Source organism: Lysobacter sp. TY2-98 (assembly GCF_003367355.1).
Lineage (GTDB): Bacteria > Pseudomonadota > Gammaproteobacteria > Xanthomonadales > Xanthomonadaceae > Cognatilysobacter.
In genome coordinates this window covers 2,424,351-2,441,466 of the sequence record NZ_CP031413.1, presented here as the reverse complement: position 1 = coordinate 2,441,466, position 17,116 = coordinate 2,424,351, and the positions used below count along the sequence as shown (strand labels likewise).

Genomic DNA, 17,116 nt, shown 5'->3' with positions numbered 1-17,116 from the left:
GGGCGATCGGCCGCAGCCTAGAACCGGTACACCGCCCCGAGACGCACGCCGCTGTCCTTGAAGTTCAGGTTGCCGGTGAAGCCGCTCTTGTCGGCGTCGATCTTGACCCGCCGCGACGTGTAGTCGGCCGAGAAGCCCCAACGTTCCCACGGAAACCATTCGACGCCGACGCGCGCGAAGTACACATCGCCGTCGATGCCGCTGGAATTGAGCGAGAACCAGCCGCCGTCCGCACCGAAGCGCCAGTCGGAATTGCCGCCCGGTACATAGCGCCATGAGCCGCCGAGCGTCGGTACCGGTAGATCGGCGGAGACTTCGCCGCGCTGGCTGTTGGTCGCGGTGTTGCCGTTGGCATCGAGTTGCACGTCGACGGTCAGGTCGATGCGGTACCAGGTCAGGCCCACGCGCGGTCCCAGCGCCCAGTTCGGATTGTTCGCGGCCCACCAGACGTAGTACGCCTCGTACGTGTCGATCGCATTTTCGGCGTGCAGCGTGCTGTTGGCCTGGTAGGTGTTGCCGTCGAATTCGAAGGTGCGCGTCGTGCGCCGCGTCGCGCTGGTGTCGTCCTGGTAGTAGCCGATGCCGAACTCGTGGTTGTCGAGCGGGCGCCAGGTCGCGTTGACGAAGGCGATCGCATTGCCTTGGCCGCCGAGGCCGAGGTCCTTGTCGAGGTCGATCTCCGTGCCCTGCTGTGTCTGGCTGTCGGCGCGGAGCTGGGTGTCGAACTGCTTGATGTAGCCGCCGAAGCGCGCGCTGAAGGTGTCCAGCGGCGTGACGGCCTGCGCCGCGAGCGGTGCGGCGGCGAAGGCGAACGCCAGCGCGAGCTGCAGCGGCCGACCGGCGACGGATACGCGATGGGTCGATTGCATGACGACGTCTCTCGGTCAGGAGGTTTCATCGTCCTGTCCACTTTCGGCGCGCGGATCGCCGTCTGTCGGCATTGCCCGACGGGGCAGCGCGCGCTGCATGCAGGGGCCCGTGCGGATCGTCATGTATGCATGCCGTCGCACACGTCGTCCGCGACCGCGGAGCGAACGAGCGCGGCCTGACGCGCGCGGCGCACTACACTCCCTGTTCGACACGGGGGATGACATGAAGGCCAGCGGCGTTTCCTTCCACCATGCCTGGGCCTTCTGGCTCGGCTGCGCGCTGATCACGGCCGGCGTGTTCGCGCACATGCCCATGTTCATGATGGGCCAGTACACCCACTGGCAGATGGTCGGCATGCCGATGACGACCGCCATGCTGTTCGGCATGGCGGCGATTCCGCTGGGCCTGGCCTTCGCCACCTATGGCCTCGCGCCGCGCTTCGACGCCATGCGGCATCACGGCCATGCGTCGAAGCCGACGCTGCAGTTCCACATCGCCGACGGCGTGCCGCTCAACATCGAGCACTGGAAGCTGGTGCTGGTGTTGACGGTGACGCTGGCGATCGACGTCATGAAGCCGGCGACGCTCGGCTTCGTCGTGCCCGGCATGAGCGCCGAGTACAAGATCGCCAAGCCGACCGCCAGCCTGCTCGCACTGTGCGCGCTGACCGGCACGACGGTGGGCTCGGTGGTGTGGGGACGCATGGCCGACCGGCTGGGGCGGCGCGCTGCGATCCTGCTGTCCGCGCTGATGTTCATCGGCACCGCGATCTGCGGCGCGATGCCGTCGTTCGGCTGGAACCTCGCGATGTGTTTCCTGATGGGCGCATCGGCCGGTGGTCTGCTGCCGATCACGTTCACCCTGATGGCCGAGACGATTCCGGCGGCCCACCGCGGCTGGTTGCTCGTAGCGCTCGGCGGAATCGGCACGTCGGCCGGCTACCTGCTCGCGGCCGGCGCGGCGGCGACGCTCGAGCCGATGTTCAGCTGGCGCGTGCTGTGGCTGCTCGGGCTGCCGACGGGCGCGATCATCATCATCCTCAACCGCTTCATTCCCGAATCGCCGCGCTTCCTGTCGAGCATGGGCCTCGAGCACGTTGCGCGCGCTGTGCTGGGCAAGTTCGTCGGCCCCGCACGCGACGGCGTCGAAGTCGAGGACGCGGCGCACCCCGGCCCTCCGGTCATCGACGAACAACACGCCGCCAGCGGTATCCGCCTGTTGATGCGCGGCCGCCATGCGCGCATCTCCGCCGGCCTGATGGTCTGCGGCATCGCCTGGGGCCTGGTGAACTTCGGCGTGCTGCTGTGGCTGCCGGTGAACCTCACGGCACTGGGCGTGGACGCCAAGGCGACCAGCGCGCTGCTCGCGAAGTCGGCCGTGTACGCGCTGCCGGGCATCGCCGTGGTGGTCTGGCTCTACCACCGCTGGAGCAGCTATCGCGCGCTCGTCCTGTTCATCGGTCTCACCGCGCTGTCGTTGGTCGCCCTCGGTGCGATCGGCATGCTCGGCCTGCGTTCGCAGGCGGCGGTGATCGCGGTGGTCGTGGCCCTGCTGGTAAGCGTCAGCGGCGTGATCGCGATGCTGATTCCGTACGCGGCGGAGATCTATCCCGTGCACCTGCGCGGCACCGGATCCGGCGCCGTGGCCGCGAGTTCGAAGCTCGGCGGCATCATCGGCGCGGGGCTCGGCGTGTACGGGTTCTTCCAGAACTTCGCGATGTCCGCGTTCCTGATCGCGATCCCGATGGCGATCTCCATGGTGATGCTGCTGGTGAGCGGCATCGAGACGCGCGGCGCACGCCTCGAAGACATCCAGGCGTCACTGGAAACCTGATCGGCTCAGCGACGTGCGACGGTGCTCGCAGCCGCGCGCCGGAACAGCCACGCCGACGCCAGGAACATCGGCACGAACAGACCGGCGGCGGCCAGGTCCTTGCCGTCGTGGCCTGCGATCCCCGCATACACCGCCGCGCCCGCCTGCGCGGTGGCGGCGAGGAGCAGCACCGTCGCCATGCCGCCTGCGCGCAAGCGCACCACGGCGGCACCGATCGCGCCGATCGCGAGTACGCCCGCGAACACCAGATTCGCCGCGTCGCGTTCGCTGTCGATGATCCCGACGGCAAGATTCACCCACACCAGCAGCAAGCTGCTCAGCACGGCGACGCCTGCACCCGCGCGATACCAGCGATCGGACGACATGCGACGCGCGACTTCGTACAGAGCGCAGGCGCCGTAGAGCATCACGCCGGCAACGACGAAGTCGGACGGCGTCCACGTCACGCCGTCGGTGCCAAGCGACATGGCGATCGCAGGCAGCAGCAGGAGGATGGTGGCGGCGATCCATGCCGCAGGTGTCCAGCGTTCGCGATGCGGTGCGACGGGAGTGGGCGTGGCCATGGGTCGAACTCCGGTTTCGGACAGGGCCGCAGGCTGACGCGTACGCATGGGCGCCGAATGACCCGTGTGTGAAGCGAGTACGAAGTCGATGCGCCGAGCCGCTACAGCGCGAGGCGAAACCCGTACACCGGAAAGCCCTGCTGCAGGAAGTCGAGATCCTCCGACCGGCGGAAGCCGAGCCGCTCGTACATCGCCCACGCGGGTTTCATCGCCGCGGTGGTGTGCAGGATCACCTCGCGACGACCGTCGCGACGCGCCTGGTCGATGCAGTGCTGCGTCAGCCGCTTGCCGACGCCGCGCCCCTGCAGTGCCGGATCGACGGCGAGCAAGCGGAAGCCGGCCGCCTGGCGTTCCTGCGTCGCGACCCCACCGGCGCCGTAATGCGCCATGTCGGCGAAATACACGACGCCACCCAGCAGCGTGTCGTCCTCGTCGAGCGCCGTGAACACCGTCGCGCCCGGCACCTTCGCGAAACGTGCGACATCGGCGAGCAGGGCGTAGTACTGCGGCTGTTCGTCGGGCGTCGGAAAGCCCTCGAGTGCGGAATACGCAGCCACCATCAGGCGACCGAGACGCATCGCGTCGTCAGGGCGCAGCGGAACGATGTTGAAGTCGGACATGGGCGGCGACCGCGGGAGGCTGCCGGCATCGTAGTCGCTGTGCGCCGTGCAACGTCAGCGATCGCACCCGCGAACATGCGACGGGCCGCCATTGCGGCGACCCGTCGCGTTCAAGCGCTCAGCGGCTGCGCGACGCCGACTTCGACGCGCGCTTGCGGGCGCCGCCCTTGCGCGCGGTGGACTTCTTCGCGGTCGACTTGCGCGCGCTCTTCTTGCTGGCCGTCTTGCGACCGGTCGACTTGCGCGCCGTCTTCTTCGCGGCGCTGGCGCGTCCGCCCTTCTTCGCCGCCGCCTTGCGGGCCGTCGACTTCCGCGCGGTCGACTTCCGTGCAGCCTTCTTCGCCGTGCTCTTGCGTGCGCCCTTCTTCGTAGCCGACTTGCGCGCAGTCTTCTTCGCAGCGGTCTTGCGTGTCGCCTTCTTCGCAGCCGACTTGCGGGCCGTCTTTTTCGCAGCCGTCTTGCGTGTTGCCTTCTTGGCCGTGCTCTTGCGCGCGGCGGTCTTCGACGCCGACTTGCGGCCGCTCGACTTTTTCGAAGCCTTCTTCGTGGTCTTCTTCGCAGCCTTCTTGGCGGACTTGCGCCCACCGGATTTCTTCGCACCGCCGTCCTGCTTGTTCACCGTCGCCCAGGCGATGCGCTCGGCGGATTCTTCGGAACGCCCTTGCTTGCGCTCGCTGTCCTCGATGTGTTCGGCCTGGCGCTTCTGTTTGCTCGAATACGACGACTTGTCACCACGGGGCATGTCGTTCTCCTGATGGATGGCGCTCGGGGTTGCGCCACCGCTCCGATAACAAGCGTGTTGTCGACGTCGCGACAAGACGTCGACGTCGGCACGCGGTGCGAAGCACTCAGGGGCCGCAGTGAAGTTCGCCGCGTTCGCGCTCATGACCCTGGACGATCCACACCTCGCGTCCCGCGCCTTTCAGGGTGAACGACGCAGGGAGCCGGGCATCACCCGGATTCTCGAACACGAAGTCGATACGCGCCTCATGCGCTTCGAAGCGCAGAAGGCGATAGCTGCCCGCCGGAAGCGAATGCGGCCCGTCCTTGCGCTGCACGTAGACGGCCGATACCGCGGCATCGCCGGCGAATTCGATGTCGTGGTGGGGGCTGGAGAACGTGCACAGCGTGGTGTCGGCACGCGCGGTGCCGGCGGACAGCGCAAGTACGAATACGATGGTGGCGGTGCGCATGCGGGCGAGTCCTTTCACTGCAATGCGGAAACGTCAGGGAACGTCGTCAGGGCAGGGCCGCGTGAACCGCACGCCGTTGAACGTGTGCGTGCAGCAGCGGCAGTCCGGCGCCAGCGAGTGTTCGTCCAGCGACGGGTCGGTGCGATGGAGCAGGCCGTCGTCGCCCACGTACAGACCGCTGAAGTAGCTCGAATGACCGGTTCGCACCACGTCGCGCGCGTCCTCGCGCTGCTTCGCCACCATCCAGAAGACCGGTTCGGGCCGGTCGAGGCGCGACACCGCCTCGCGATACGTCTCCTCCCACGGTCGGCCGACGCGCGAGAGCAGAAAGCGGTAGAGCGGCGTGTAGTCGACGCCACGGTTCGTTTCCGCCCCCATCGACGCCTGCGTGACGAAGTCGTGCTCGGGATTCTTGGCATTGCGCGTGTGCCGGAATTCACCGCCGCGGTCGTGATCGCGCACGCCGTGGGTGCGCGTGTTCACGCGGCGGTAGAGCGGTTGCTTGCGGCCGCGGTCCACGGCTCAGGCGGCGGCCGGACGCACGTGAATGCCGAGCGCTTCGGCAATCGCCCGCATGTTCTCGTCGTCGCGGCTGTGCGCGATCCAGCCGGCATGTAGGTCCGGGCCGGCATCACGCACCCACAGCGTGTAATGGTGTTCGCGCAGGCGATGGAAGGCGGTGTCGAGCAACGCCGATACGTCGGTGTCGTCGAGGAAGTCGTCGTCGGTCGCGTCCTCGACGCCCCAGTCGATGCGCAGGTCGAAGCGCGAAGCGAGTTCTTCCAGGCTTTCGACCAGGCCGCGCGTATCACCTTCGACGATGTGAAAGCCGGACTTCCAGTCGATCGCCTCGCGCAACGCATCGAGCGCGACGTCGAGGTCGTCGGTGCCGCCGCTGGCTTCCTGCCACAGCGCGAACTGCGCCTGCGCGGCGTCGTCGTCGCCCGGATTGATCGCGAGCAGCAGCTGCCACATCACGGCCTCGAGCGCGGCTTCATCGTCGAGGTCGGACGATTCGCCGAACGCGTGCGCGAAGTTGTCGTCGGGGTCGTACTCGGAATGCATGGCGGTGGCCGACGGAATGCGGGCGTCCATCATCGCGCGGATCGCCGCCGCCGGCACGGCCGTCAGCCGGGCCAGTAGCCGTCGGGCCAGCGCTGCATCACCGCGCGGTAGCTGTCCGGGTCGACGTACCACATCTGCGGCGCGCGCCAGCCGACGCACTTGCCGTCGACCCGGAGCGTCAGCTGCTTCGGACTTTCACCGAGCAGTGCGCACAGCTGCGCCCAGTTGGGCGCGGTGATGGACACGAAGTCCTGCGGCGGGCGGGTCGAGCGGATGGCGGGCATGCCGCCAGTCTCGACGTGCGCATCTCACGGACTGAGAAGCCTTGCGTGGCGCGGGGTTGCGTCGGGCGTGCGGCGCGGCCGATCAGCTGCCGGGCGGGATTTCGGTCTCGACTGCGGGCGCCGTCATCATCACCAACGTGCCATCGTTGCGCTGGGTCGTCAGCATGGTAAGCCGCGACGTCTTGTCCTGACCGTCGTAGAGAATTTCGATCGCGGTGCTGGCGCCACCCTTGCTGCCCAAGCTGGTGTAGAGCGTCTCCATCGTGTCGCCGTCGCGCAGCATGGTCGACTCAGCACCGCTGCTGACACGTTGTCCGCCCGCCTTGCGCGTCATGGGAATGGGCTTGCCGTCAGCAAACAGAACGCCGCCTTCATCCTCGATCTTGCGAAAGCAGTAGACGTAGGTGAGGTTGGCGGGACTCTGCTTGGGCTCACCATGCCAGCGGAAGTTACCGTCGTGGAGCGCGATGAAGTCACGATGGCTCGACGCGAGACGCGGCTGCTCGCGTACCGGCCCACTAAGCTGTTCCGTGAATGTTGTCTTCAAGCACCGCGTGAGCGGCGAAAGTTCGCGAGCGAACGCGTCGGTCGAGCCGCACAGCGCGAGCAAGCCAATCGCAATGACAGTCTTGGTGGCCATGGTGAATCCCTGAGGATGACGTCATTGGCGATCGTAGCCGATGGAACGGCTGTGGCGAGACGACCCTCGGTCCGTCGGGCTGTCTAACTCTTGCGCACCAGCACCACGCCTACGACGACCAGCACCGCGCCGATCGCCCGCGGCAGGTTCACCGGCACGCGCGGCAGGCCGAGCGCGCCATGGTGGTCCAGCCACAGCGCCATCGCGATCTGGCCGGCAATGCCGATCGTGATCAGCGTGGCCAACCCGATGCGCGGCGCGGCGTAGGCGGCGATGGCGACATAGGTGGCACCGTAGAGTCCGCCGATCCACGCGTACCAGGGCAGCGGCCCGAAAGAGGCCAGCGTGGGACGGCTCGCGCCGAGTACCCACGCCAACAACAGCGCCACCGTTCCGACCGAAAACGAGATCAGCGCCGCCAACAGTGGCGATCCGCCTGCGCGCGCAAGCATCACGTTGGTCGGCGCCTGTAGCGCGATGAGGCCGCCCGCGACGAGGACGAGCAGCGCGGGGAGAAGTGTGGAGAAATTCATGACAGGTGGGCTCATGGCGCGATGGCGCGGTGCCATGGAGTCTGCGGATCCCCCGGGACCCACGCCACCTTCGCAGCGCCTTATCGATCGCGCGCCTACCGTCGGGCCCGCCTGTCGGGGGCGGCACGGCCGCTCGCGACGCATTCCACCCTCGTCTGGAGACACATATGTACATCGATGGATTCGTTCTTCCGTTACGCGACGACAAGATCGGCGACTACACCAAGATGGCCGAATCGTTCGCCACCAAGGCCAAGGCGCTCGGTGCGGTCGGCTCGGTGGAAGCGCTGGGCGATGGCCTCGAACACGGCCACACCACCGACTTCTTCCGCGCGGTAAAAGCCGAGGACGGCGAGAACGTGGTGTTCTCGTTCCTGGTCTGGCCGGACAAGTCCACGCGTGACGCCGGCTGGGAGAAGCTGATGGCCGACCCGGAGATGCAGCCGGGTGCGCAGCCCATGCCGTTCGACGGCAAGCGCATGTTCTGGGGCGGGTTCAAGCCGTTCGTGAGCACGCTCGACGCGCGATAACCCCGCGGCGCGACGACGCGCGTTCCATCGTCCGTCGGATCACCACGAAGGCCGGCCGATGTCGGCCTTCGTGGTGTCTGCCGACCGCCATGACGTCGCTGCAGACGCCGATGCCGGGGAGGGGACGTGCTTTATGCTGCGTCCGTCGACTGCGTCGGCCTGTGGGGACGGGCCTGCATCCATCGTCGTCAAGCCATCCCAAAGGGGGAAGACCATGCGTTCCATTGCGCTCGCCGTACTGTCCTGCTGTCTGCTCGCGTCCACGTCCACCGCGCAGGCCGCGCAGACGGTCGATGCCCGACTCGATGCACGCCACGTCAAGTTCGAGAAGGACAAGGACGGCGACTACCGCGTCGTCTACAACTACGCGAAGGAAGGCCGCACGCAGCTGGTGTTCGTGGGCGGATCGACCGAAGACGTCGGCGGCTTCACGGTGCGCGAAGTGTTCTCGCCCGCCGGCAACATCGACGATGACCCCATCGACGGCGCGATGGCGTTGAAGCTGCTCGACAACAGCCGATCGGCCAAGCTCGGCGCCTGGGAGCTCAGCGGCAAGACGCTGGTCTACGTCATCAAACTGCCCGACGACGTCAGCGCCGCCGAGCTCGAAGCCGCAATGGATATCGCCGCCACACAGGCGGACGACATGGAGATCAAGCTGTCGGGCGATCGCGACAACTACTGAATTGCGGCATCGCGGCGGCGCACGACGTCGCCGCGATGCGGTTCAGTGCACGCCGGTCCAGTCGCGGATGAAGGGCGCGAGGTGCGGCAGCAGGTCGACCATGCCGTGCAGCGGCACGACCAGCCACAGCGAGCGCGTGCGCGTCCACAGCACGCCGAACGCGACGCCGGCCGGCGCGATCATCACGATCGAATAGGCGATCGCCCAGAGCGGTGTCGCGTGCGCGACGCCTTCCATCAGGTTTCCGCCGCGCATCCACAGGCCCGGTGCGTGCGCGAGTCCGAACAGCAGCGAGGCCCAGGCCACCGCGGCGACGGGTGAGCCGGTTGCGTCCTCGATGCGTTGCTGCAGCACGCGACGGAACAGCATCTCCTCGCATAGACCCGCTTCGATCGTTTCCCACGCGAAGCAGGCCGGCACCGCCCACAGCAGCGTCAGCGTCGACGGGGCGAGCTCGGCGAGCGTGCGCAGGCCGCGCCCGAACACGGCCTGGAAGCCGAGGTAGGCGATCGACAGCACCACGAACGTGACCGCGAGGCGCGTCGACGACAGGCGCGACGGCAGGCGGCGTCCGCGCAGGAACAGCATCGCGGGCAGCAGCGTCATCGTGATCAGCTTGAGCGCGGTCTGCGCGATGGTCTGCGCGGGCTGCCCCGGCACGGCGGTGTTGAGCGCCGAGAAGCCCCAGCCCAGCACCAGCACCGCGAACAGCGCGAGATAGGCGAGCACCGGTATCGCCGGAGCGCGGCGTCGCGGCGTGTGCACCGGGCGCGGTCGACGCGTCAGCGCCCAGGCCAGCAGGGGAAACACGCCGACCAGTGCCGCGAGCAGGAACAAGGGCTCGGCAACGCTGGCACCGGGCATGCGCATCAGCACGACGAACGCCGCGGCGTAGACGAGCGCCACCACGCCCAGTGCGAGGCGTGCATGCGAACGGGACGATCGGGTCGACATGCGCCCAGCATGCCGGTGTCGCAGCGTGAACGGCAGTGGCGGATGGTCATGGATCCGACGGGGATAGGGCCGGCGATGGTCGCGACCTCCCGTGTTGCATATCGCGTGCACCGCCGGTCAGCGGCGCGCAAACGGACGGCTTGCTCGTCCACCATCGCGGCCCGACATGCGCCACGATCCGCACCGTCGCCCACGACGAGGAGTTTCCGCATGGCCGCGCCGCCGCTCGACGATGTCCGCGTCCCCACGCGCTATACGCTCGCCGCGATGTGGACGTCGACGATGTTCTGCTACGTCTATGCCGACTACTTCGAGCTGTACGTGCCCGGCAAGCTCTCGGGCATGCTCGCCGGCCGCATTGCTCCGCTCGGCCCCGTCACGCAGGGCGTGCTGTTGGGCACGTCGATCATGCTGATGGTGCCGAGCCTGATGATCGTGCTCAGCATCGTGCTCGGCAGCCGCGCATGCCGCGTGCTGAACATCGGTGTCGGTGCGCTCTACACGTTGATCCAGCTGCTCGTCATATCGAAGAGCGGCTGGGCGTTCTACATCGCGATGGGTGCGCTCGAAGCTGTACTGACCGCACTCATCGTCTGGACTGCATGGCGGTGGCCGCGCCGCGCGGTGGCGTAGTTCCCGCGCCTATTCGGTGCTGTCGTAGTCGTATTCGTCGACGCGGATGATCTTCAGCCACGGCCGGTCGTCCGCTTCCTCGCGCGCGACGTAGTCGTCGAGCGACGCTTCGGCTTCCTCGCGCGTGTCGAAGCTGCTGGTCGCGTACATGTTCTGTGCGGTGATCTCCGCCACGCCGCAGTACTGCTCGGCGTACGTGTCCTCGGCGTAGTTGCCGAAGCCGAAACGCGCGTGATCCTTGCTTTCCTGCGGCTCGTCGCTGTCCGGGTCGATGTCGGTGGTGATGTCGACGAGCGCCGCGAACATGTAGACGGTTTCATCGTCTTCATCGCTGCACTGTGCGGTGGCCCAGTACCAGCGCTCGTCGGCGAAGGCGAGGGCGGGCAGCAGCACGGATGCGAGGATCGCAAGTCGGACGACGTTCTTCATGCGGCACGGCCCCGGGCGGTTCGGAAACTCGACTGCGTGACACGACGCATGCGCGACCCGGTTTCAACGTCGAGTCGCGCACGCACGGCGCGAATTACTTCTTGCAGAGCCCCTTGGACTCCAGATGAACCTGCAACGACAGGATGCCGGTGTGGCAGGCCTTGGCTTCGAGCTGCCTGGCGCGCACCGGATCGGCCGGGCCACCGATGCCCAGCGCGAGCATCTGGTACAGGCCGACGCACGGGCCCTTGCTGTCCAGAGCGCACTCCTTCTCGTATGCCGCCCGCGCCCGCACCGGGTCTTTCGCGGTGACGTAGCCACCCGCCAGCTGGTCGCCGAGCGTGGCGCAGTCATTCGCCTGGCCGGCGTTGCAGCGGGCGTCGAGCTCGTCGATCCAGTCCCCGGCGAGCGCGGGTGCGCTGACGAGCGCCAGTCCGGCGAGTGCGAGCGCCTTGGCGGCGCTGGATCGTGCAAACAGATGGGCCATCTTCGTTTCCCCGGTCGGACGTTTGCGGCGTCGCGCCGCGTGCATTGGAGGAGTGGGTGGACCGCGCATCGCGGCGGCCGCAGTGTCCCGAACGCGCGGGCGGGGCGAGCGGGGTTGCGGTGCCGTGTCGTGTTACGGCGTGCGGCCGCGCTGCAAGGTCTCGGCGTCGAGATTGAGCAGCGGCGTCGCGCCGCCCGACACCGTCGGCAGATGGCCGTCCCAGCGCTTGATCGCTTCCAGCTGCGCTTCGACGCGACGCAGTTCGATCAGCTCCGGCGTCACCGCCGCACGCTGCGCCTGCAGTGCGACCGCCTGCGCCTCGGCGTTGAGTTTCTGCGACTCGGCGAGGCCCCGCGCTTCAGCGACCTTCTGCTCCGCTTCCACCTGGATGCGCGCGAGGTCGCGCTCGGCCTTGAGCTTCTGCTGTTCGGCGACGGTCTTGGCCTCGATCGCCGCGTCGAACGATTCACTGAACTTGAAGTTGGTGATCGCGAATTCGTCGACGATGATGCCGTGCCGCTGCAGGCGGTTGTTCACCGCGAAGCGGATGCGGTCCGACACTTCGGGACGCTTGGTCACCAGTTCTTCTGCGGTGAACAGCGCGGTCACCGCTTTCATAGCTTCCTGCACGGTCGGATCGATGATGCGCGGCTCGATGTTGTCGAACTCGCCGATGGTGCGGTACACGCGCACGACCTGCTTCGGGTCGACGTGGTAGTTGAGCACCACCTGCGTGCGCACGCGCTGCAGGTCGCGCGACGCCGCTTCGCTCTCGGTCTCCGAGCGCTCGATCAGCACCGGCATCTTGTAGACCGTCTGCATCAGCGGTGTGCGCCAGTGCAGGCCTTCGGTCAGCACCTCGTCGGATGCACTGCCGAACGTGAGCCGCACGCCGCGATGCCCGTTGGGCACCACCGCGAAAGGCAGGAACACGAACAGCGCCACGATCGCGACCAGCGCGATCACCACCCACTTCACGAGTCGGGCGCCCGCGCGGCCGGACGGCCCCGTGCCCATCGGGTTCATACGCATTGCACTTTCCCCTGCTGATCGAAGACGCAACCGTCGGCGCTGGCCTGCGGCGCGCGGAGTCCCCACTCCGGTGCGCCTATGAGACCACTGGACGGGTCGCGCTGCCAGCGCGCGTCGGTCTCATTCCGACAACGGAAACGAAGGCACCGGCTTGAGCACGCTGTAGGTCTCGTCCTTCAGCGGGCCGTCGAGCGGCGGCAGAGTGATCGCCGGCGTATCGACGCGCGTGTCCGGCAGGCGGTCGAGCAGGTCCCGTACCAAGGTGAGGCGGCCGCGGCGCTGGTCGTTGAAGTCGACCAGCGTCCACGGCGCCTGGTCGGTGTGCGTGGCGCGCAGCATGGCTTCGCGCGCGTCGGTGTAGTCCTGGTAGTGCGTGCGCGACTGCAGGTCGATCGGCGACAGCTTCCAGCCCTTCAGCGGATTGTCGAGACGCTCCTGGAAGCGCTCGTCCTGTTTGTCCTGGTCGACGCACAGCCAGTACTTGAACAGGCGGATGCCATCGTCGACCAGCAGGCGTTCGAACAGCGGCGCCTGGCGCAGGAAGGCTTCGTACTGCGCATCGGTGCAGTAGCCCATGACCCGTTCGACGCCGGCGCGGTTGTACCAGCTGCGATCCATCAGCACGATCTCGCCCGCCGCTGGCAGGTGCGCGACGTGACGCTGGAAATACCACTGCGTCGACTGGCGTTCGGTCGGTTTCGGCAGCGCGACGCGACGGCACTGGCGTGGATTGAGATGTTCCGCGATCGCCTGGATCGCGCCGCCCTTGCCGGCGCTGTCGCGGCCTTCGAACAGCACCAGCACGCGCTCGCCGGCATGGCGCAGCCACTCCTCCATGGCGACCAGCTCCCGCTGCATCGGCTCCATCAGCGCCTTGTAGGCCTTCTTCTTCAGTCGACTCATGGACGCCTCGCAGCAGGCAAATGGTGGCGCGTCGGGCGGATGCGCCTGCCGCTCGATCATGCACGGCGCTGCGTCGCGCGATGTGGAGGCGGCATCCGCCACGATCGGCCGGACGCCTTCCGCGGCCGCCCGTCGCCTCCACCCGCGCGGCACGATGCCGCCCTATGCTCGGCACGCGGATCGCGTCATCGTCCGCCGCGCCCTACGAACCCGAGGTTGCCCACGGAGCCCGCGTGATCGATCTGCAAGCCAACACCGATGCCCGCGCGTTGCCCACGTCGCGTCCGCCGTTCCACCGCCACCTCTACGCGCAGGTGCTGGTTGCGATCCTGCTGGGCGCGCTGCTCGGCCACTTCGAGCCCGCATGGGGCGCCGCACTGAAGCCGCTCGGCGATGCCTTCATCAAGCTGGTGAAGATGATCATCGGGCCGGTGATCTTCCTCACCATCGTCACCGGCATCGCGGGCATGCCGCACCTGCGCAGCGTCGGCCGCGTGTTCGTGAAAGCGATGGTGTACTTCCTGTTCTTCTCCACGCTCGCGCTGGTGGTGGGTCTGGTCGTCGCGCACGTCGTGCAGCCGGGCGCGGGCATGCATGTCGACATCGCGACGCTCGATCCGTCGGCGGTGAACGACTACGTCAAGAAATCGCACGAACTCACGCTGACCGGGTTCCTGCTCGACATCATTCCGACCACGCTGGTCAGCCCGCTGGTGGGCGAGAACATCCTGCAGGTGCTGTTCGTCGCCGTGCTGTTCGGCATCGCGCTCACGTTGTCGGGCGAGCGCGGTCGACCCATCGTCGTGTTCCTCGACGCACTGGTCGCGCCCGTGTTCCGCCTCGTGCACATGCTGATGCGGCTGGCGCCGATCGGCGCGTTCGGCGCGATGGCGTTCACCATCGGCAAGTACGGCATCGCGGTGCTGGTGAACCTCGCGTGGCTGGTCGGCGCGTTCTACATCACCTCGCTGCTGTTCGTGCTCGTGGTGCTCGGCATCGTCGCGCGGCTGTGCGGCTTCTCCGTACTGAAGCTGGTGCGCTATCTCAAGGCCGAGCTGCTGCTGGTGCTGGGCACGTCGTCGTCGGAATCGGCGCTGCCGTCGCTGATGGAGAAGATGCAGCAGGCGGGCTGCGGCAAGTCGGTGGTCGGCCTGGTCGTGCCGACCGGCTACTCGTTCAATCTCGACGGCACCAACATCTACATGACGCTTGCCGCGCTGTTCATCGCGCAGGCCACCGACACGCACCTCACGCTCGGTCACCAGATCGTGCTGCTGCTCGTCGCCATGCTCAGCTCCAAGGGCGCGGCCGGCGTGACCGGCGCCGGCTTCATCACATTGGCGGCGACGCTCGCGGTCGTGCCCGAAGTGCCCGTCGCCGGCATGGCGCTGATCCTCGGCGTCGACCGCTTCATGAGCGAATGCCGCTCGCTGACCAACTTCATTGGCAACGCGGTGGCGACGGTGGTGGTCGCGCGCTGGGAGGGCGAACTCGATCGCGACGCGCTCAAGGCGGCGCTGGACGGAGCACCGCGACTGATCTCCGCATCGGGCGAGCCGCCCATCGACTGACACCTGGCGTCTCCGGTGCGGCCCCGGTAGAACGCGGTCGCAACTTGCGCATGGATACCCGCGAACGCTTCGATGCCGGCGTCAAACGGCCGGCCTGACCCTCAGCCCCCGCGCACCCGCAACGTCAGCCCGCGCAGGAAGTAGCGCAGCAGCTGATCGCCGCAGAGGCGGAAATTCTTGTGGCCCGGCTGGCGGAACAGCGCCGACAGCTCGGGCTTGGAGATCGCGTAACCGGCCGACGCGAAGATTTCCGTCAGGTCGGTGTCCTTCAGCTCGAACGCGACGCGCAGCTTCTTCAGCACGGCGTTGTTGTTGACGCGCTTCTCGGGCGGTCGCGGCGTCGCGCCCTCCTGCCGGCCGCGGAAATGGATCACCAGGCCGTCGAGGAACAGCCCGAGCAGGCGATCACTGAACGGTGCGAAGCCTGGTTCGTCTTCCTTGCGCAGGAACGCCTGCACGTCGCCGCGATCGAGCACCACGCTCGGATCCGCCATCTCGACGAGGTTGGCGACGTGCGCGTCGCTGAGGTCGAGCATGTAGCGCACGCTGCGCAGGACGTCGTTATTGATCATGGCTTCCACCGGCCGCTGTGGGACCTGCGCAGGATAAGTGACGTGGCGGCAGTCCGTCGCGCTGCCATCGAAACGACGTGCACGTGCCGCGTGTCTCGCACGCTCGATGCGCCCGCCGACCCCGTTCGCTTTGCCGTGCGGTGCACGCGCCTGCACCTACGGTCGCGTCGCGTCCCGTCGTATCGATCGGGCGCGCGGCCGCTCGCGAACGCGCCTGTGGACGGCCGCCGTCCCGAGCTGCGGACGCATCGACGGCGCAGGAGTCTTCCATGCGAGCACTCGTCTACAACGGCCCGCGCGATGTCAGCGTCCAGCATCGGCCTGATCCGAAGATCCAAAAGCCCACCGACGTCATCGTCCGCATCACGACGACCAACATCTGCGGTTCCGACCTGCACATGTACGAAGGCCGCACCAGCGTCGAAAAGGGCAAGGTGTTCGGCCACGAGAACCTCGGCGAAGTGATCGAAGCCGGCGGCTGCGTCGAACGCGTCAAGGTCGGGGATCGCGTCTGCCTGCCGTTCAACATCGGCTGCGGCTTCTGCGAGAACTGCGAGCGCGGCTTCACCGCCGCCTGCCTCATCGCGAACCCCGGCAGCGTCGGCGCCGCGTACGGCTATGCCGAGATGGGCCCGTACGACGGCGGCCAGGCCGAATACCTGCGCGTGCCGTACGCCGACTTCAACTGCCTCGTGCTGCCCGAAGACGCGGGGGACCGCGAGAACGACTACGTGATGCTGTCGGACATCTTTCCGACCGGTTATCACGCGACCGAACTCGCCGGCGTGCGACCGGGCGAGAGCGTCGTCATCTACGGCGCGGGCCCCGTCGGTCTGATGGCGGCGTACTCGGCGATGATCCGCGGCGCGTATCAGGTGATGGTGGTCGATTCCCACAAGGATCGCCTCGCGCTCGCCGACGCGATCGGTGCGATCACGATCGACGATACCGAGCAGGACGGCGTCGAACAGATCCTCGAACTCACGAAAGGCAAAGGCGCCGACCGCGGCTGCGAATGCGTCGGCTACCAGTGCTTCAACGGCGCCGGCCACGAAGTGCCGAACCTCACCATGAACAACCTGGTGAAGACAGTGAAGGACACCGGCAGCATCGGTTGCGTGGGCGTGTTCATGCCGAAGGATCCCGGCGGCGCGGATGCGCTCGCGAAGAAGGGTCAGATCGCGTTCGACTTCGGCGAGTTCTGGAGCAAGGGCCTGCAGCTCGGCACCGGGCAGGCGAACGTCAAGCAATACAACCGCTACCTGATGAACCTGATCCATGCGGGCAAGGCGAAACCCTCATTCATCGTCTCGCACGAGTTGCCGCTCGAGCAGGCGCCGGAGGGCTATCGGAATTTCGATGCGCGGAATGAAGGGTGGACGAAGGTGTTGCTGAAGCCGGGAACGTGATGGCGACTAGCGATTGGGGCGACGCAACATCATCCGTGTGCGGCACCCGTTCGCATCAGGGTTTCGCATCGCGCGGCGGGCGTGCGCGATGTCGACCGGCGGAATCAGGTCTCGGATTCCGACTGCACGCGCAGGTCGATATCGCCCTCGTGATCCACATCGACGATGACCGTGATGGGGCGGCAGCAGACGCTGCAGTCTTCGATGTAGCGCTGGTCACCGGCGCTGCCGTCGACGACAAGGCTGATGACTTCGCCGCAGTACGGGCAGGTGGTGTCGAGGGTGGCGAGCATGACGAGTCCGATCGCGG

Annotated in this window: 23 protein-coding genes; 6 read left to right on the top strand and 17 right to left on the bottom strand. The window is 67.3% G+C overall.

The window, feature by feature from the left end; genetic code table 11:
- Nucleotides 1-17: 17 nt before the first annotated feature.
- Nucleotides 18-869, bottom strand: coding sequence for a hypothetical protein (locus DWG18_RS11875; protein ID WP_115647381.1), 852 nt, complete (start codon nt 867-869; stop codon nt 18-20).
- A 223-nt stretch (nt 870-1,092) separates the two neighbouring features.
- On the opposite strand from DWG18_RS11875, the gene DWG18_RS11870 reads away from it, so the two are divergent.
- The gene (locus DWG18_RS11870; protein WP_115647380.1) at nt 1,093-2,703 is read left to right on the top strand and encodes an MFS transporter; all 1,611 of its coding nucleotides are present in this window, start codon (nt 1,093-1,095) and stop codon (nt 2,701-2,703) included.
- Between the two features lie 5 nt (nt 2,704-2,708).
- Here DWG18_RS11870 and DWG18_RS11865 read toward each other — a convergent pair whose 3' ends face one another.
- From DWG18_RS11865 to DWG18_RS11825, 9 genes are all read right to left on the bottom strand, one after another.
- The gene (locus DWG18_RS11865; protein WP_205289352.1) at nt 2,709-3,266 is read right to left on the bottom strand and encodes a hypothetical protein; all 558 of its coding nucleotides are present in this window, start codon (nt 3,264-3,266) and stop codon (nt 2,709-2,711) included.
- Nucleotides 3,267-3,367: 101 nt separating this feature from the next.
- Nucleotides 3,368-3,886 carry a GNAT family N-acetyltransferase gene (locus DWG18_RS11860; protein ID WP_115647379.1) on the bottom strand — a complete coding sequence of 173 codons (519 nt, stop codon included), beginning with the start codon at nt 3,884-3,886 and terminating at the stop codon, nt 3,368-3,370.
- A 118-nt stretch (nt 3,887-4,004) separates the two neighbouring features.
- Nucleotides 4,005-4,628, bottom strand: coding sequence for a HupB (locus DWG18_RS11855; protein ID WP_115647378.1), 624 nt, complete (start codon nt 4,626-4,628; stop codon nt 4,005-4,007).
- A 106-nt stretch (nt 4,629-4,734) separates the two neighbouring features.
- Entirely contained in the window at nt 4,735-5,079 is a 345-nt protein-coding gene (locus DWG18_RS11850) for a hypothetical protein (RefSeq protein ID WP_115647377.1), read from the bottom strand.
- A 33-nt stretch (nt 5,080-5,112) separates the two neighbouring features.
- Nucleotides 5,113-5,598: a hypothetical protein gene (locus DWG18_RS11845; RefSeq protein ID WP_115647376.1), complete on the bottom strand. Its 486-nt coding sequence runs from the start codon at nt 5,596-5,598 to the stop codon at nt 5,113-5,115.
- 3 nt (nt 5,599-5,601) lie between these two features.
- Complete coding sequence (locus DWG18_RS11840) at nt 5,602-6,177, bottom strand: hypothetical protein (protein WP_240318519.1); 576 nt, start codon at nt 6,175-6,177, stop codon at nt 5,602-5,604.
- Nucleotides 6,178-6,206: 29 nt separating this feature from the next.
- Nucleotides 6,207-6,428 (bottom strand): hypothetical protein, encoded by a 222-nt coding sequence (locus DWG18_RS11835; RefSeq protein ID WP_115647375.1) that lies wholly within the window; start codon nt 6,426-6,428, stop codon nt 6,207-6,209.
- 82 nt (nt 6,429-6,510) lie between these two features.
- A complete protein-coding gene (locus DWG18_RS11830) occupies nt 6,511-7,068 on the bottom strand; it encodes a hypothetical protein (RefSeq protein ID WP_115647374.1) in 558 nt (185 codons plus the stop codon).
- Nucleotides 7,069-7,151: 83 nt separating this feature from the next.
- Nucleotides 7,152-7,637, bottom strand: a complete 486-nt coding sequence (locus tag DWG18_RS11825) for a DMT family transporter (protein WP_205289351.1) — start codon at nt 7,635-7,637, stop codon at nt 7,152-7,154.
- Nucleotides 7,638-7,768: 131 nt separating this feature from the next.
- Here DWG18_RS11825 and DWG18_RS11820 point away from each other — a divergent pair, with 131 nt between their 5' ends.
- Together DWG18_RS11820 and DWG18_RS11815 are read left to right on the top strand one after the other, a co-directional pair.
- The gene (locus DWG18_RS11820) at nt 7,769-8,131 is read left to right on the top strand and encodes a DUF1428 domain-containing protein (RefSeq protein WP_115647372.1); all 363 of its coding nucleotides are present in this window, start codon (nt 7,769-7,771) and stop codon (nt 8,129-8,131) included.
- Nucleotides 8,132-8,345: 214 nt separating this feature from the next.
- Entirely contained in the window at nt 8,346-8,816 is a 471-nt protein-coding gene (locus DWG18_RS11815) for a hypothetical protein (protein WP_115647371.1), read from the top strand.
- 42 nt (nt 8,817-8,858) lie between these two features.
- On the opposite strand, the gene DWG18_RS11810 is transcribed toward DWG18_RS11815, so the two are convergent.
- On the bottom strand, nt 8,859-9,770 hold the full coding sequence (locus DWG18_RS11810; RefSeq protein ID WP_115647370.1) for a CPBP family intramembrane glutamic endopeptidase: 912 nt from the start codon (nt 9,768-9,770) through the stop codon (nt 8,859-8,861).
- A gap of 210 nt (nt 9,771-9,980) precedes the next feature.
- Between DWG18_RS11810 and DWG18_RS11805 the strand changes: the two genes are divergently transcribed.
- Nucleotides 9,981-10,403, top strand: coding sequence for a DUF6326 family protein (locus DWG18_RS11805; protein ID WP_115647369.1), 423 nt, complete (start codon nt 9,981-9,983; stop codon nt 10,401-10,403).
- A gap of 9 nt (nt 10,404-10,412) precedes the next feature.
- Here the strand turns inward: DWG18_RS11805 and DWG18_RS11800 are convergent, their stop codons facing one another.
- From DWG18_RS11800 to ppk2, 4 genes are all read right to left on the bottom strand, one after another.
- Nucleotides 10,413-10,832 (bottom strand): hypothetical protein, encoded by a 420-nt coding sequence (locus DWG18_RS11800; RefSeq protein ID WP_115647368.1) that lies wholly within the window; start codon nt 10,830-10,832, stop codon nt 10,413-10,415.
- Nucleotides 10,833-10,926: 94 nt separating this feature from the next.
- Nucleotides 10,927-11,319, bottom strand: coding sequence for a hypothetical protein (locus tag DWG18_RS11795; RefSeq protein ID WP_162823824.1), 393 nt, complete (start codon nt 11,317-11,319; stop codon nt 10,927-10,929).
- Between the two features lie 132 nt (nt 11,320-11,451).
- Nucleotides 11,452-12,351: a prohibitin family protein gene (locus DWG18_RS11790; protein WP_205289350.1), complete on the bottom strand. Its 900-nt coding sequence runs from the start codon at nt 12,349-12,351 to the stop codon at nt 11,452-11,454.
- Between the two features lie 120 nt (nt 12,352-12,471).
- On the bottom strand, nt 12,472-13,254 hold the full coding sequence (ppk2, locus tag DWG18_RS11785; RefSeq protein WP_115648165.1) for a polyphosphate kinase 2: 783 nt from the start codon (nt 13,252-13,254) through the stop codon (nt 12,472-12,474).
- A 269-nt stretch (nt 13,255-13,523) separates the two neighbouring features.
- On the opposite strand from ppk2, the gene DWG18_RS11780 reads away from it, so the two are divergent.
- Nucleotides 13,524-14,825 (top strand): dicarboxylate/amino acid:cation symporter, encoded by a 1,302-nt coding sequence (locus DWG18_RS11780; RefSeq protein WP_240318659.1) that lies wholly within the window; start codon nt 13,524-13,526, stop codon nt 14,823-14,825.
- Between the two features lie 101 nt (nt 14,826-14,926).
- Here the strand turns inward: DWG18_RS11780 and DWG18_RS11775 are convergent, their stop codons facing one another.
- Nucleotides 14,927-15,397 carry a DUF1456 family protein gene (locus DWG18_RS11775; RefSeq protein ID WP_115648164.1) on the bottom strand — a complete coding sequence of 157 codons (471 nt, stop codon included), beginning with the start codon at nt 15,395-15,397 and terminating at the stop codon, nt 14,927-14,929.
- A 269-nt stretch (nt 15,398-15,666) separates the two neighbouring features.
- Here DWG18_RS11775 and DWG18_RS11770 point away from each other — a divergent pair, with 269 nt between their 5' ends.
- A complete protein-coding gene (locus tag DWG18_RS11770) occupies nt 15,667-16,806 on the top strand; it encodes a glutathione-independent formaldehyde dehydrogenase (protein WP_115647365.1) in 1,140 nt (379 codons plus the stop codon).
- Between the two features lie 104 nt (nt 16,807-16,910).
- Here the strand turns inward: DWG18_RS11770 and DWG18_RS11765 are convergent, their stop codons facing one another.
- On the bottom strand, nt 16,911-17,099 hold the full coding sequence (locus DWG18_RS11765) for a CPXCG motif-containing cysteine-rich protein (protein ID WP_115648163.1): 189 nt from the start codon (nt 17,097-17,099) through the stop codon (nt 16,911-16,913).
- Nucleotides 17,100-17,116 lie beyond the last annotated feature (17 nt).

Bases quoted from the DNA above. Each gene is read 5' to 3' on its own strand.
- DWG18_RS11875 (WP_115647381.1), bottom strand. From the start codon at position 869: ATGCAATCGACCCATCGCGTATCCGTCGCCGGTCGGCCGCTGCAGCTC.
- DWG18_RS11870 (WP_115647380.1), top strand. From the start codon at position 1,093: ATGAAGGCCAGCGGCGTTTCCTTCCACCATGCCTGGGCCTTCTGGCTC.
- DWG18_RS11865 (WP_205289352.1), bottom strand. From the start codon at position 3,266: ATGGCCACGCCCACTCCCGTCGCACCGCATCGCGAACGCTGGACACCT.
- DWG18_RS11860 (WP_115647379.1), bottom strand. From the start codon at position 3,886: ATGTCCGACTTCAACATCGTTCCGCTGCGCCCTGACGACGCGATGCGT.
- DWG18_RS11855 (WP_115647378.1), bottom strand. From the start codon at position 4,628: ATGCCCCGTGGTGACAAGTCGTCGTATTCGAGCAAACAGAAGCGCCAG.
- DWG18_RS11850 (WP_115647377.1), bottom strand. From the start codon at position 5,079: ATGCGCACCGCCACCATCGTATTCGTACTTGCGCTGTCCGCCGGCACC.
- DWG18_RS11840 (WP_240318519.1), bottom strand. From the start codon at position 6,177: ATGATGGACGCCCGCATTCCGTCGGCCACCGCCATGCATTCCGAGTAC.
- DWG18_RS11835 (WP_115647375.1), bottom strand. From the start codon at position 6,428: ATGCCCGCCATCCGCTCGACCCGCCCGCCGCAGGACTTCGTGTCCATC.
- DWG18_RS11830 (WP_115647374.1), bottom strand. From the start codon at position 7,068: ATGGCCACCAAGACTGTCATTGCGATTGGCTTGCTCGCGCTGTGCGGC.
- DWG18_RS11825 (WP_205289351.1), bottom strand. From the start codon at position 7,637: ATGGCACCGCGCCATCGCGCCATGAGCCCACCTGTCATGAATTTCTCC.
- DWG18_RS11820 (WP_115647372.1), top strand. From the start codon at position 7,769: ATGTACATCGATGGATTCGTTCTTCCGTTACGCGACGACAAGATCGGC.
- DWG18_RS11815 (WP_115647371.1), top strand. From the start codon at position 8,346: ATGCGTTCCATTGCGCTCGCCGTACTGTCCTGCTGTCTGCTCGCGTCC.
- DWG18_RS11810 (WP_115647370.1), bottom strand. From the start codon at position 9,770: ATGTCGACCCGATCGTCCCGTTCGCATGCACGCCTCGCACTGGGCGTG.
- DWG18_RS11805 (WP_115647369.1), top strand. From the start codon at position 9,981: ATGGCCGCGCCGCCGCTCGACGATGTCCGCGTCCCCACGCGCTATACG.
- DWG18_RS11800 (WP_115647368.1), bottom strand. From the start codon at position 10,832: ATGAAGAACGTCGTCCGACTTGCGATCCTCGCATCCGTGCTGCTGCCC.
- DWG18_RS11795 (WP_162823824.1), bottom strand. From the start codon at position 11,319: ATGGCCCATCTGTTTGCACGATCCAGCGCCGCCAAGGCGCTCGCACTC.
- DWG18_RS11790 (WP_205289350.1), bottom strand. From the start codon at position 12,351: ATGCGTATGAACCCGATGGGCACGGGGCCGTCCGGCCGCGCGGGCGCC.
- ppk2 (WP_115648165.1), bottom strand. From the start codon at position 13,254: ATGAGTCGACTGAAGAAGAAGGCCTACAAGGCGCTGATGGAGCCGATG.
- DWG18_RS11775 (WP_115648164.1), bottom strand. From the start codon at position 15,397: ATGATCAATAACGACGTCCTGCGCAGCGTGCGCTACATGCTCGACCTC.
- DWG18_RS11770 (WP_115647365.1), top strand. From the start codon at position 15,667: ATGCGAGCACTCGTCTACAACGGCCCGCGCGATGTCAGCGTCCAGCAT.
- DWG18_RS11765 (WP_115648163.1), bottom strand. From the start codon at position 17,099: ATGCTCGCCACCCTCGACACCACCTGCCCGTACTGCGGCGAAGTCATC.